Consider the following 14,991-nt stretch of genomic DNA (forward strand, 5'->3'; position numbering starts at 1 on the left):
TACTCATGAAACGGGACACAGGCTCAGGCAGGCTCCCGAATGAACGAAAGGACGAGGTCAAGGGCCTCCGGCTCGCCACCCGGCTCGACCCACCGCTGTACCGGCTCAATTCACCCACGCACGAATGAACGGACCCATGAAGACTGCATCGCTGTTTGACGTACTGCTGGACGCAGCCCGCCAGGCCCCTGAGCAGGTCGTCGTACATGTCCGTGGGGACGGTAGCGAACTGGTGGTCACGTTCCGGGAGTTGCTCGACGAGTCCCTGCGCGTCGCGGGTGGCTTCCGCGGCGCGGGCGTCGAGCCCGGCACCTGCGTGCCGCTGCTCGCGGACCGCAGTGAGGACTTCCAGCCGATGTTCTGGGGCGCTCTCGCCGCCGGGCTGGTGCCGGTGCCGCTCGCGCCCGACGCGCGGCGGGTGGCCCCGGTGTGGGAGCACCTGGGCCGTCCACCCGTCGTGGTGGACGCGGCCTGTGCGGGGATGGCTGCCGAACTGCCCGACAGTGCAAGGGTGTTGCGGCTGGAGACGCTGCGCGAGTGCGCCGAACCGGTCTCGCCTGTCATGCCGGGCCCGGACGATCTGGCCTTCCTCCAGTTCTCCTCCGGAAGTACCGGTTCGCCCAAGGGAGTTGAGCTGACACACGCGGCGGTCCTGGCGAACCTGCGACAGATGGCCGCCGCCTCGGGGCTCAACGAGCAGGATGTCGTGGTCAGTTGGATGCCCTACTTCCACGACATGGGCCTCATCGGCACTCATCTGGCACCGCTCGCCGTGCGGGCGAAGCAGGTGAAGATCGGTCCCCTGTCGTTCGCGAAGACGCCGCGCCTGTGGTTCGACGTGGCCGCCGCGCACCGGGCCACAGTGTTGTCGGCCGCCAACTTCGCACTCGCCCTGACCGTCCGCCGGGTCCCCGACGAGGTACTCGCCGCTGTGGACCTCAGCTCCGTACGGCTGATGCTGGTGGGGGCCGAACCGATCTCGGCGACGGTGTGGCGTGACTTCGCGGCCAGGATGCGGCCGACCGGACTGAACGCCCGGGCGGCCACGCCCGTCTACGGTCTCGCCGAGTCGACGCTGGCCGTCACCGTCCCGCCGCTCGGTGAAGTGGCGGCACCCGTGGTGCTGGACCGGGCCGCTCTCAGCGATGGCCGGGCAGTGGAACGGGAGCCCGGCGGCGACGCCGAGGCAGCGGCCGTGGAAGTGATGGACGTCGGAATACCGGTGCCCGGCTGCACAGTGCGGATCACCGATGAGGCCGGCCGGCCGCTTGGTGACCGGCGGGTGGGACACATCGAGGTGAGTGGCCCGCAGATCGCGCGCGGCTACCACCGCCTTCCCGAGCCGACCGCGCGGACCTTCGCGGACGGCTGGCTGCGCACCGGGGACCTCGGCTTCCTGCGGGACGGTCGACTGTGTGTCAGCGGCCGCCACAAGGACGTCCTCTTCCTCAACGGCCGCACCTTCCACGCCCCGGACATGGAGGACGTGGCGGCCGCGACGCCCGGGCTGCCTGCCGGTCTCACGGCCGTGGTCGGATCGACCGACCCGGTGACCGGGAGCGAGCGCGTGGTGGTGTTCGTGTCCTGGAGCCGCCCGCCGGGCACCGCGTCGGAGGTGCTGGACCAGGTCGCGCGGCGGATTCGTGGGGCACTGGGCCACGACGACGTGCACGTCCTGGCCCTCCCGCCGTCGGCCTTCCCGCGTACTACGAGCGGGAAGCTGCAGCGGCAGCGGATGCGGACCCGTTTCGAGGAGGGCTCGTACCGGCCGGTGGCCTCGTCCAGCCCCCGGGCCATGCCCTCCATCCCCTCGGCCGCCGTTCCGTCCGCCGCCGTTCCGTCCGCCGCCTCGTCAGACGCACCCGCGGGCGGGCCGGCGGGTGGGCCGGGGCAACCTGACGGCGTACAGCGATCGGCGTCACCCCGCTCCCGCCGTGACGTACGACAGTTGGTGCGCGGCGTATGGGCACGCGTCCTGGCTCGGCCGGAGGCGTCCTTCACGGACCGGGACCGGTTCACCGATCTGGGCGGCACCTCGCTCAAGGCGATGGAAGTGCTCGCCGAACTGGAGCACGCCTTCCATGTCACCCTCGCTCCGGCCGTGATGCGCGACGACACCGTCGACGCGCTCACCGACCACCTCCTGGCGGCAGTTGACAGCACGTCAGACCGGCGGCCGTACGCCGCCGACGGGCGGGGAACGGTGCCCGCCCGAGCCGGCACACCCTCGACGGCGATCGTCGCGATGGCCTGTCGGTTCCCCGGCGCGAGCACGCCGGAGGAGTTCTGGGACCTGTTGGCCGGCGGCCGGGACGCCGTGACCACGGTGCCGCCGGGTCGCTGGGACGGCACACCCTCGGCTCCGGCCGGCCGGCAGGCGTATCCCGGCTCCGGCGGACGCTGGGGGTCCTTCCTCGACGACCCGGCCGCATTCGACGCCGGGCACTTCGGCATCGGTGACGAGGAGGCCCGCACGCTCGACCCACAGGCACGGATCTTCCTCGAACTCGCCCACGAGGCACTGGAACGGGCGGGCTATGCCGGAACCCGCCGCCGCGGCCTGCGCGTCGGGGTGTTCGCCGCCGTCGGAGACAGCGGCTACCGGCAGGTCCTCGCGGACGCGACCCCGGCCGGTACGCCACCGGCGGCCACCGCCCTGACCGGCAACCTGCCCAACCTGGTCGCCGCCCGTGTCGCGCACTGCCTCGACCTCGACGGGCCGGCGCTCGCCGTGGACACCGCGTGTTCGTCGGGTCTGGTGGCGCTGCATCTGGCCCGGCGCAGCCTCGCGGACGGGGAGTGCGACATCGCCGTCGTCGGCGGCGTCAACCTCCACCTGACACCCGACGGGTACCAGGCGCTGGAGTCGGCGCAGGCCCTGTCACCGACCGGCCGCAGCCGCGCCTTCAGCTCCGCGGCCGACGGGTTCGTACCCGGCGAGGGTGGAGCCGCCCTCGTCCTGCGGCCACTTGAGGAAGCCGGCCGTGACAACGACGAGATCCTGGCCGTCGTACGCGGCACCGCCGTCAACAACGACGGCACCTCCCTGAGCCTCATGGCACCCAATCCGCTGCGACAGCACGAGGTGATCGGCCGGGCGTACGAGATCTGCGGCGTCGATCCGCGGTCGGTGACGTACGTCGAGGCCCACGGGACGGGCACGGCCGTCGGCGACCCCATCGAACTGCGGTCACTCGCACAGACCTTCCCGGCCCGTGCGGACGGGCGGCCGCGGCTGCTCGGCTCGGTCAAGACGAACGTCGGACACCTGCTCAACTCGGCAGCACTGCCCTCCCTGGTCAAGGTCGTGCTGGCTCTCGGGCGAGGCCGGCTGCCGGCCTCGTTGCACCACACGTCGCCCTCCCCCGCGGTCGAGCGGTCGGGGTTCGCCCTGGTCACCGAGCTGACCGACTGGGAGTCGCAGGGTCCGCGCAGGGCGGGCATCAACGCCTTCGGGTTCGGCGGCACGAACGCGCACGCGGTTCTGGAACAGGCACCGCCGGCCCTCCCCTCCGCCCCTGCGCCGCGCGCGGAAGGCGGCCCGCGGCTGCTGACCCTCTCCGCGCGCAGCGCGGACGGTCTGGCCGCCTGGACGTCCCGTCTCTCGGACCATCTGCGCGACCACCCGGAACTCGACGAGGGCGACGTCTGTCTGACGGCGGCCACGGCTCGGGACGAGGGACCGCACCGGCTGGCCGTGGTGGCCGACGGGGACCTCCGGGAGCGGCTCGCCGCGGCGACCGCCACGAGTGACGGCCGGGCGCCGGGAGTGGTCACCGGGACGGTGGCGAACCGGCCACGGACCGTCTTCGTCTTCCCCGGCCAGGGCGCACTGCGGCCGGGCCAGGGCCGTGCGTTGTACGCGACGGCGCCGGTGTACCGCGACACGCTCGACGAGGCGTCGGCCGGGGTCGGCACCGTACACGGGCGGCAGTTGACGTCCTGGTGCGTGGACGCGGAGGTGGATGCGCGGGCGCAGGCCGCCACCGAGGTGGCGCAGCCGCTGCTGGTCGCCCACGGGGTGGCCCTCGCCCGGCAGTTGATGGCCTGGGGTGTACGGCCGGACGCGCTCGTCGGACACAGCGTCGGCGAGCTGGCGGCCGCCTGTGCCGGCGGGGCGCTGTCGCTTGCCGACGCGGTGGGGTTCGCGGCCGAACGCGGGCGGCTCATGGGTACGTTGACCGCGCCGGGCGCGATGCTGGCGGTACGGGGGGCCGACGAACAGGACGTGGCCGCCCTGGTGGCCGCATCACCCGGCGAGCTCGCGGTGGCCGCGTACAACGGTCCCGGCCGGCTGGTGATCTCCGGCAGTCCCGACGTGGTCGAGCGGGCGGCGGAGAAGCTCGCCGGGCTGGGAGCGGTGGTACGCCCGCTGCGGGTGCCGCACGCTTTTCACTCACCGTTGATGGAGCCGGTCGCGCAGGCCCTGACCGACGCGGCACACGCCCTGGACGCCACGGCTGCCGACCTGCCCTTGTTGAGCACGCTCACGGCCGAGTGGCAGCCGCTCATGGACCCGGACCATCTGCGCGAACACGCCCTGCGGCCGGTGCTGTTCGGCCGGGCCGTGGCACGACTGCTGGACGAGGGCTACGACACGTTCGTCGAACTCGGACCGGACGAGAACCTCGCCGGCCCGATCCGCGCGGCGGCGGCCCATCGCCGGGCCACCGCCGCGGACCCTGCGACCACCGACGCTCCGCATCCGGCCAACGACACCGGCGCCAGCGCTGACGGCCGGGTGCTCGTCGTGTCCGCGCCCGGCGAGGCTGACCGGGTCGGGGCCGCCAAGGGCGGTACCCCGGGCGGGGCGCGGGAGTTGCTGGCGACGGTGGGTCGCCTGTGGGCGCGGGGCGTGACGCTGGACCGTACAGCGCTCGACGCGGGCCGTCGGCGTGTGACGTTGCCGCCCTACCCCTACCAGCGGCGCCGGTACTGGCCCGACTCCGCGGCGCACGGGCTCCTGCATCGCGTCACGTGGCAGGCGGCGCCCCTGGCCGACGACGCTCCCGCCGGACCCGTATGGGTGACCGGCCCGGACGCGACGGCGGTGCATGACCTCGGGGAACAGTTCGCGGAGCGGGGCGTGGAGGTGACCACGGATTCCGGAGTCCGTGGTCAGGTCACGGGCTCCGGAGTCGCTGCGGCGCAGACGGTGATCCTGGTCGCCGGGGCGGCCGAGCACGGCACGGCTGCCGAGTTCGAGCGGATGCAGCGTCGGTGGGTCACGGGGTTCCGGGAGGCGCTCGCGCTGTTCGACCGGACCGGGGCTCGCCGGCTGCTCGTCGTGACCGAGGACGTGCACGTCACGGGACACGGTTCCGAGCATCCGGACCCGGCGCAGGCCGTGTTGGGCGCCCTCGCTCTGGCCGTGCCCGAGGAGTTCCCGGGAGTGGTGGCGAACTGGGTCGACCTCGCGTCCCTCGACGACGCCGGACAACGGCTCCGGGCCGTCCTCGCCGAGGCGGCGGCGCCCCAGGCGGCCGGAGTGGTCGCCTGGCGGGACGGGCTGCGACTGGTACGGACCGTCGTCCCGCAGTCGGCCGAGACGCCTCACGGCGGGGAGCGGCTGCCTGCCGACGGCACCTTCCTGATCACGGGCGGCTGCGGGGGTATCGGTTCCGCTCTGGCCCGGGACCTCGCCGGCCGGGGCCGGCCGGTGGTCATCCTCTCGGGCCGCTCTCCGCGGCCGCCCGAGGGCCTGGTGGAGGAACTCGCGGCGCTCGGCGCCGATGCCCGCTACCACCCGGCCGACCTCGCGGCACAGGACGACGTCGACAAGCTCGTCGCCGAACTGCCCCCGCTGGACGGTGTCTTCCACGCGGCCGGAGTGGTGCGCCCCGGGAGCCTGCGCTCAACGGACGTGCAGGAAGCGGTGGATGCGCTTGAGGCGAAGACGCTCGGCACGATGCTGTTGTCGGAGGCACTGCACCGGCACGGGCAAAGTCCCGGAGTGTGCGTCGCGTTCTCGTCCGTGGCCTCGGTGCTGCCCGGGCTGGCCGGAGCGCTCGGCGTCTACGCGGCCGCGAACGCCTTCCTCGACTCCTTCGCCGCTGCCGAACGGCTGGCCGGACGACCGTGGCTGTCGGTGAACCTGGGGCCGTTCGCCGAGACGGGACTTGCCTCCTCGCTCACCTCTTCGCTCGGGGCCGGCGCCGTTGCCCGCGCCGGAAGCCGCTCGCTGGCGACCGCGCCCGCGCTGGCCGCACTGCGTTCGGCGTGCGACATGGACGCGGCACAACTGGTACTCGCCGATCTGACGTCCGTGCGGGGAACGGCCTGCGCCGGCTCGCCGAGGCGGCCTGCGGCAACGCCACGCCCGCGGGCCGCCTCGGCGGCTCGTCAGCCCTCCGGCGCGGACGGGCCGGCGTCCGTCTCCGGGTCCGTCTCCGGGTCCGTCTCCGGGTCCGTCTCCGGCGCCGCTGCCGTGCTCCGGGAGCTGCTCGCGCAGTCGCTGGGCGTACCGGCGTCGGCCGTCGACGACGACGCCCCGTTCCTGTCGCTCGGGCTGGACTCGCTGGGCGCCGTCGACCTCGTCAAGCGGCTGGAGCGCAGGACCGGACGGCCATGGCCCACCACGCTCTTCTTCGAGTACCGGACCGTGCGCGAGTTGGCCGCGCACCTCGACACGCAGACCGCGGCGGGAGCCGGCGCCGAAGCTGACGCGGATGCGGATGCGGATGCGGAGGCGGAGGCGGAGGCGGAGGCGGAGGCGGAGGCGGAGACGAACGCGGACGCGGACGCGGAGGCCGTCGAGCCGGGGCGGGACGCTCGCCTCGCCCCGCTTCCACCCGCGGCTGACGACGGCACGCCCTTCGCCCTCACCCCCGTACAACTGGCCCTGCACACCAGCAGTCGGCTGCACCCGGACGTCCCGGCCCGTGGCCATCTGCGCCTGACGATCCGTGGCCCGTTGGACACCCACGTCCTCGGCCGGGCGTTGGCAGCTCTGGCCGAGCGCCACGGCATGCTGCGGCTGCGTATCGACGACACGGGCGCCACGCCGATGCAGCGGCTGGCGCCGACGATGCCCCTGCACACCTGGTACGAGGTGCGCGAGGGTTCTGCCCAGAACGTGGACGACGTCGAATCGGCCCTGTGCAACCGGCCCTTCGACCTGGCCGTCGAACCGCCGGTGCGGGCCGTCGTGCTCCGTCAGGAACCGGGCCTCGCGCACCTGCTCCTGGTAGTCCATCACGCGGCGGCGGACGGATACAGCCTCAACGTGCTGGCCGAGGATCTATGGGCCCTGTACACCTCACTCTGGCGCGGAGAACGACCCCAACCGATCCCGCCGGCACTGGACTTCGCGAGGTACGCGGCAGCACGCGTCCACTCCCCCGGTTCCAACAGCCCGGAGGACACGCGGCGTTACTGGGCGGAGCGCCTCGCCGGTCGCGGTGAACCACTGCGGCTGCCGTACGACGGTGATCCCGACGCTCCTCCGTCCGGCCCGCTCGTACAACACCACGGCGAACTCGACGCGGCCCTCACCACCGGCCTGGAACGGCTCGCCGCCGCGCATGACGTTTCACTGTTCCACCTGCTGCTCGCCGCGTACGTGCGCTGCCTGGTGCGGTGGACCGGCCGCCGGGACATCGCCGTGAACGTGGCCCGGGCGCGGCGCGAGGACCGGTTCGACGGGGTGGACCGGCTCGTCGGTCCGCTCGCCGACACGCTTCCGCTGCTGTGCGAGGCGGACCCGGAGGAGCCGCTCACGGCACTGGCCGCGCGGCTGCGCGGGGCATGGCTGGAGAGCGAGCGGCACGCCGATCTGAGCAGTCTGGATCTGGCCGGGCTGTTGTCCGGTGCCGATGGCGGCCCTCGCACGGTGAGCCCGGCGGGCTTCAGTTTCGCCCGCTTCCCGGCCCGCCTGGCGGCCGACTGCCCGGTGGAAGTACGGGCGACCGCGGCCGGGACCGGCTCGGCGGCCACCCGGCTGAGCCTGCTGTGCTGGGCGGACGGCCCTGTCCTGCGTATGTCGTGGAACTTCCCGCTGCCGCTCTTCGAGCGGGCGACGGTGGCGCGTCTGGACCTGGAGTACCGCGAGGAACTGACCGCGCTGTGTGCGGTTCCCGCACCGCCTGCACCTGCACCTATGCCTGCACCTGTGCCCGCATCTGCATCCGTGCCTGCGCCTCTGCCTATGCCTGCGTCTGTGCCTGTTACGGCCCTTTCCCCCGCTTCCCCCGTGACGTCCGTACCGCTCGCCGCATCGGACAGCGGCCCGAGCCTGGTCGGCCGGCTGCTCGACCAGTTCCGTGCCACGCCCACCGCAACCGCGGTCGACGGCGGATCGACGACGCTCACCTACGCGGCCCTCGACCGCGCGTCGGCTCTGCTCGCCGCGCGCCTGCGCGCCCTCGGCGTGCGTCCGGGCGACCTGGTCGGACTCCTCACCGAGCCGGGCCCGGACACGGTGATCGGCGTGGTGGGCATCCTGCGGGCCGGTGCCGGCTGGGTTCCGCTGGATGCGGGCCACCCCGCGGCACGACTTGCGGATCAGCTGGCCCGCACGGGCGCCGGCGTCGTGGTGTGTCATGCGTCAACCTCGTCAACTGCCTCCGCTCTCCGGGGAGTTCGGACCGTGGCCGTAGACGACACGCCGACCTCACAGGCCTCGATGCGTGACAACTCCGTACCGTTGGCGGGGGCCGAGGCGATCGCGTACGTCATCTTCACCTCCGGATCCACCGGGCGCCCCAAGGCGGTACCCATCACCCACCGGGCGATGGAGAACTACCTCGACTGGGCGGTCGCCACCTTCGGCTACAGCCCTCAGGACCGGCTGGCCCAGACGGCATCGCCCTGCTTCGACGCCTCCGTACGCCAGTTGCTCGCCCCTCTCCTGGTCGGCGCCACCGTGGTGACCGTGCCGCAGGACCTGCGGCGTGACCCCGAGCTGCTGCTCGCGTACGTGGAGCGGGCGCGGATCACCGTTTGGAGCTCCGTGCCGACGCTCTGGGAGCAACTGCTGTCCGCCGCCGAGGAGCAGGTGCGACACGGGGCGGGCCGACCGGACCTGTCGGCACTGCGCTGGGTGCACGTCGGAGGAGAGGCACTGCCCGCCGCACACGTACGCCGGTGGTTCGACCTGTTCGGAACCGGCACACGGATCGCCAACCTGTACGGGCCCACCGAGGCGACCATCAACGCCACCTGCCATGTCATCGACGCCCGACCCGACGACGACGTGCAGACGCTGCCCATCGGGCGGCCGGTCGCCGGTACCGAGCTGGAGGTGGTCGGCCCCGACGGCACGCCGCGTGGGCCGGGCGAGTTCGGTGAACTGCTCATCGCGGGTGTCGGGTTGACACCCGGATACCTGGGCGAGCCGGACCTGACGGCCCGTGCGTTCGCCGTACGCGACGGTCGCCGCTGGTATCGCAGCGGGGACCGGGTACGCCTCGGCGAGGACGGCACCTTGGAGTTCCTGGGCCGTGTCGACGACCAAGTGAAGATCCGTGGGAACCGGGTGGAACCGGGAGAGGTCGAAGCGGCCCTGCAGACCCACCCCGGCATCGCGCGGGCCGCCGTGACCGCGTACGAAGGGCGTCTGCTGGCGTTCGTGACCGTCCGGCCCGGTGCCGGTCCGCCGGAAACCCGCGATGTGCGTCGACACCTGTCGGACGTCGTGCCGCCGTACATGATCCCGGCACGCATCACGGTCGTCGACGCGCTGCCGTTGACCGGGACCGGCAAGGTCGACCGCCGCGCTCTGTCCGACCGGGAAACTGTCCCGGCGGACCGCGCGGACCGCGCGGGCACGCCATCGGCCTCGCTGTCGATGACTGCCGGTCGTGGTACTCCCCCGGCGACGCCGACGGAACGGCGGCTGGCGGCGATCTGGTCCGAGCTGCTGGAGGCCGACGGGGTCTGCCGGGAGGACGACTTCTTCGACCTCGGCGGCGACTCGATGCTCGTCCTCCAGGTGTTCGCCCGGCTCGGGGAGCAGGAGGGGCCGCTGCCCAGGCCGACGGCGGTCTACCGCCACCGCACTCTCGCCGCGCTGGCCGCTGCGGTAGACGCGGCGGTGGACTCGGCCGTCGGGCAACCGTGCGGGACGAAGGAGGCCACGGCCACGGGCTCCCGCCCGACGCGAGAGGACCACACGGCCCCCTTCCCCCTCACACCGGGCCAGCGCGGATTCCTCCTCGCCGAGGAGCTCTCGCCGGGCGGCGGTGCCTGGCTGGCGCGGCTGCGGTTGTCCGGCCCACTGGACCAGGAGGTCTTCCAGGCCGCGGTGGACCTGTTGGTGGAACGCCACGCGATGCTGCGTACGGTCTTCCCCTCGGGCGCGCGGCCGCCCGTCCAGCAGGAACTGCCGCGCTCCCTGCGGCTGCCGGTCGTCTTCGAGACGCTCCGCGACCGCGGTGACGTGGACGAGCGGGCGGCGGCCGAAGCACGCCGGCGCTTCGAGCCGTGGACCTGGCCCCTGCTGCGACTTCGCGTGCTCACCCTGGCTCCGCACGAGCACGTCCTCCTCGTGCACGCACACCACCTCATCGGCGACGGATACAGCGCCGCACTGCTCATGCAGGAACTGACGGACGCGTACGACCTGCTGACCGCCGACCGCGCAGCCGAACCGTCCACACCACGCGCCACCTTCCGCGACCACTGCCTGCTGCTCGCCGAGACCGGCATCGAAGGCGGAGCGGAGGCGGGATCCGCCCCTGCGCCGGACGCCGCGGAACGCCGAGCCCGGCTGAGCGCCCCGTACCGGCCCCCGGTGCTGCGTGCGCCCGACCACGGCAGCGGCGATACCGCGAGTGACTCCCCCGCCTTCCATTCGGCGAAGTTCGTGTCGGCGGAGTTCGTGCTCGACGCGAGCCGTACGGCAGCGCTGCGCGCACTCGCGGCAGAAGCGGGGGCGACCCTGTACGCGCCCCTGCTGACCGCCTACTACCAGCAGTTGACGGAGACGACCGGCCAGGCGGACCTGGTCCTCGGGCTGGCGGTGAGCGGGCGGGACCGTCCGCTGCCGGACGTACACCGGATCTTCGGCCCGTTCGCCGCGGCGGTACCGGTACGGCCGGCCGCCACGGCGGGCCCGGCGTCAGCAGAAGGACACTTCGGCGATGCCCTGCGCCGGATCGTCGCCGAGGCCGAGGAGGCACGGACCCACGACGACGTCCTGCCGCGGCACGCCAACGGGCTGCCGGTGACGTCGCAGTTCTTCTTCACCTTCCTGGACTTCTCCGCGCTGGCGGCGCCCAACGGCGGCACGCTGACGGTGTCGTGGGAGGACGCGGACAGCGCGTTCGCTCCGCCGTCGACGGCGACGGACGTGTTCATGGCGGTGCGGCCGGACGGGGACGGGCTGCGTGTGACGCTCCATGGGTCCGCGAGGGCCTTCTCGCCAGGCGCGCTGGACGGCTTCGCGCACTCGATCCGCACCCGGCTCACCCGGGCATCAAGCCCTGAGCCCGCGGTTCGACGGCAGGTGCCTCGGGAAACGATGGACGCGGCGCTGGTCGGATACCTGCCCGCACCCGACCATCTGGCGCGGCTGGCGGGCCTGCCCGACGGGGCGCTGCCACGCGCCGAGCTGCGCACGATGCTGTTCCCCGACGGCGCGCCGCGCCTCCTGGAGACGGTGGAGACACCGCTGGGCCGATCGGGCTTCGTCTGCGTGCCGCTCTTCACCGACGAACTCGGCCGGGATCCCGGCCTCGTCCGGCACGCCGGCCGCGCGGTCTCGCTGGCTTCCTCGCTCGGCGCGCGCTGCGTCTCACTGGCGGGGATGATCCCGTCGCTGACCGGCTACGGCTTCGACGTGCTGTCCTGTGTCGAAGGACCGGCGGCCGTCACGACCGGCCACGCGGCAACCGTTGTGTCAGTGGTCAAGACGGTGCAGGCGGCTCTGGACGCCACCGGCCAGAACCTCGCGGACCTCGATGTCGCGTTCGTGGGGCTGGGTTCGATCGGCTCCTCGTCGCTGGAGCTGCTCCTCTCAGGGGCCACGCGTCCACCACGGCGGCTCCTGCTGTGCGACGTACTCGGCAGCGGACCGCGACTGACGCGACTGGCCCGGGACCTGCGCGAGCGAGGGCTGGCCGACGAGGTCGACGTGGTGGAGTCCCGGCAGACACTGCCGGACGCGGTGTACGGAACGGAGCTGCTGGTGACGGCGATCAGCGGCAGCACCGCGGTCCTGGACGTGGACCGGCTGAGGCCCGGCACCACGGTGGTCGACGACTCGTTCCCGCACTGCTTCGACACCGGCCGGGCGCTCTCCCGGATGCAGGACCAGCAGGACGTACTGATCCTGGGCGGCGGCCTGCTCCACATCGGCCGCACGCGCCGTGAACCCGCCGCGGGACTGCCCGCCGCGGCTGCGGCCGGCTACCTCGCCCAGCCCTGGATCGAGGACACCCTCGCTTCCTGCCGTACGGAGTCCCTGTTGCGCGCCACCCTGCCGGAACTGCCGCTCGTGCACGGCTTGGTGGACCGGGACGTGGCTCACGCCTACGCTCGGGCCGTCGACCGGGCCGGGGTGACCGCGGCCCCGCTCCACCTGCTCGGGCATGTCGTCGGCGCCGAGATGGCGGCTCGTGTGCCAGGGAAACGCTGAGCGGTGCGGGCGGCGGGCACGGCCCCGCTCCGGCCCTCGGTTCCCGTACGGGCCGGCCGAGCGGCAGGTCCCGTACACGCTGGCGAGACAGCCGGGCCCGCCAGAGCGGAAAGCTCTCGCGGGCCCGTGCCGAGGAGCGCCTCGGTGGTGTTCTGCTGCTCAGAGACGGCCGCCGCTGAGGCGGGAGAGCGGTCCACGCCGACGCAGACCGGCACGGCGTCCCAGCGTGTAGGAGCAGAGGACCACGGTGGCGGTCCCCGCTCCGGCGACTGCCACCACGACCTTCCTGGCCTTCAGGAGGGTCCAGGCCATGCCTGCCTTCCCGATCGTCTGCTGGGCGGCCGAGGAGACGGTGCCCTGCACTGTCCTGGCCGCCTCTCTGGCCTTCTCCGACGCCGCTCCGCCGAGACTCACCACGGCTTCCTTGCTGCCGTGGCCCACGGCGGCGGCCGCTTCTCCGGCACTCTCCGCCGCCTCGGCGGCGGCCCGCTGCGACTCCTTCGCCGGCGCCGCGGCGCCTTCGGTCACGGTCTTCTTCGCCGCTCGCGCGCTCGCGGTCGGCGACTGTCCGTTCGTCGTCTTGTCGCTTGCTCCAGCCATGCGCGCCGGGTATCCAGCCCCACGGTCGGCAAACAGCGGCCCTCATTGCACGGACGGCGACCCGTGGCGAGCATGCTGATCCCACCGGGCGGCGGCTCCTGCCCACCCGTCGCCAGCCCACCCGTCGCCCGCCCGCCGGTGAACCCTGCGACGCGCCCGATCCCTCACAGAATTGCGAAATCACGTCCAAGGCCGTGTTTCGCCAGGCGGATCGCGCCTACCGGTACTACATGGTCCAGTCGATGCGCGAGACAGAACGCAAGTACGCCGTCCCTCCGTCCTCCGACACGTCCTGGCTGTCCGATGCCTCATGGCTGTCCCGGTTGGAGCGTGTGGAAGGTGTCACGGCGGTCGTCGACCGGGGACCCGAGGAGCTGGACGCGGTCTACTACGACACCGCCGACCTTCGCCTGTCCGGTTCTTCGGCCACGCTGCGCCGCAGGACCGGCGGCTCCGACGCCGGGTGGCATCTCAAGCTGCCGTTGCCGGGCGACAGCCGGGAGGAGATCCAGTCGGCCCTGACCGACGCCGACGCCGACGCCGTCCCGGACACGATGGTCGACCTGACCGTCTCCCGCACGCGCGGCGCACGGCTGACCCCGGTGGTTCGTATCCGCTCGACTCGCGAGGTGCGGCATCTCGTCGACGCCGAGGGCACTGTCCGTGCCGCGCTGAACATCGACATGGTCCGCGCGGAGTCCCTGCGCGCGGAGGGCAGGCGTACCGCGTGGAACGAGGTGGAGGTGGAGCTGGCCGAGGGCGCCGATCCCGCTCTGCTGGACGCCGTCGACAAGAGGCTGCGCAAGAAGGGCATCGCTCGTGCGCAGTCCCCGTCGAAGCTGTCCCGGGCCCTCGACGAGACGGCGACCGGCGCCCGCGCCGTCGGAGCCGACCAGTCCGGCGACCTGGACCTGAACCCGGGTTCGGCCGGCGAGCAGGTCCTCGCGTACGTGCGCGAACAGATCCGCATCCTCACCGCCCTGGACCCGGCTGTACGACGCGACCGGCCCGACTCGGTGCACAAGATGCGCGTCGCCTGCCGCCGTCTGCGCAGTTGTCTGCGCACGTACCGGTCCGTCCTCGACCGCGATGTCACGGACCCGATCCGGGCCGAACTGAAGTGGCTGGCGGGCGAGTTGGGCGCCGAGCGCGATCAGGAAGTACTGATGGAGCGCCTCACCCACCGGATCCATGTCCTGCCCGAGGAACTCGTTCTCGGCCCCGTCGTGGCACGGCTGCAGACGTGGAACGTCGCCCGTGGCAACGAGTCCCATCAGCGCACTCTCGATGCCCTGGGCTCGCGCCGCTATCTGACCCTGCTCGACTCCCTCGCCACGCTGGTGGAACAGCCCCCGCTGCGGGCCAAGGCCCGCAAGAAGGCGGGCAAGGTCATGACCAGGGCCGTCCTCAAGGAGTACGACCGCCTGGCCGAGCGCATGACCCCCGCTCTGGCGCTGTCGCCCGGTCCGAAGCGGGACGTGGCGCTGCACGAGGCCCGCAAGGCGGCGAAGAAGGTGCGCTACGCGACCGAGGTGGCCCGCCCTGCCCTCGGCAAACCGGCCAAGCGTCTGGGCAAGCGGGTCAAGGCGGTGCAGAAGGTCCTCGGTGATCATCAGGACAGCGTGGTCGCCCGCGGCACGATCAGGGATCAGGCCGTGGCGGCCCAGGCGGCGGGCGAAGCCGGTTTCACCTGGGGTCTGCTGTACGGCACGGAGCAGGCCGTCGCCCACGCCAGGGAACAGGAGGTGCCCGCGGCCTGGGAGAACGCCTCGGCGCCCGTGCTGCGCAGGCGGCTCCGTCAGTGACGGATGGTT

General features: G+C 72.9%; 3 protein-coding genes. 2 read left to right on the forward strand and 1 reads right to left on the reverse strand.

All coding sequences use genetic code 11. The features are described from left to right. Window positions 1-136: 136 nt before the first annotated feature. A complete protein-coding gene (locus tag ACIBEI_RS21345; protein WP_398891010.1) occupies window positions 137-12,577 on the forward strand; it encodes an amino acid adenylation domain-containing protein in 12,441 nt (4,146 codons plus the stop codon). Window positions 12,578-12,736: 159 nt separating this feature from the next. Here the strand turns inward: ACIBEI_RS21345 and ACIBEI_RS21350 are convergent, their stop codons facing one another. After that, window positions 12,737-13,177, reverse strand: a complete 441-nt coding sequence (locus tag ACIBEI_RS21350) for a hypothetical protein (RefSeq protein WP_398891012.1) — start codon at window positions 13,175-13,177, stop codon at window positions 12,737-12,739. Window positions 13,178-13,407: 230 nt separating this feature from the next. Here ACIBEI_RS21350 and ACIBEI_RS21355 point away from each other — a divergent pair, with 230 nt between their 5' ends. Beyond that, a complete protein-coding gene (locus tag ACIBEI_RS21355) occupies window positions 13,408-14,982 on the forward strand; it encodes a CHAD domain-containing protein (protein WP_398891399.1) in 1,575 nt (524 codons plus the stop codon). Window positions 14,983-14,991 lie beyond the last annotated feature (9 nt).

It is taken from the genome of Streptomyces sp. NPDC050988 (assembly GCF_044456225.1).
GTDB lineage: Bacteria > Actinomycetota > Actinomycetes > Streptomycetales > Streptomycetaceae > Streptomyces.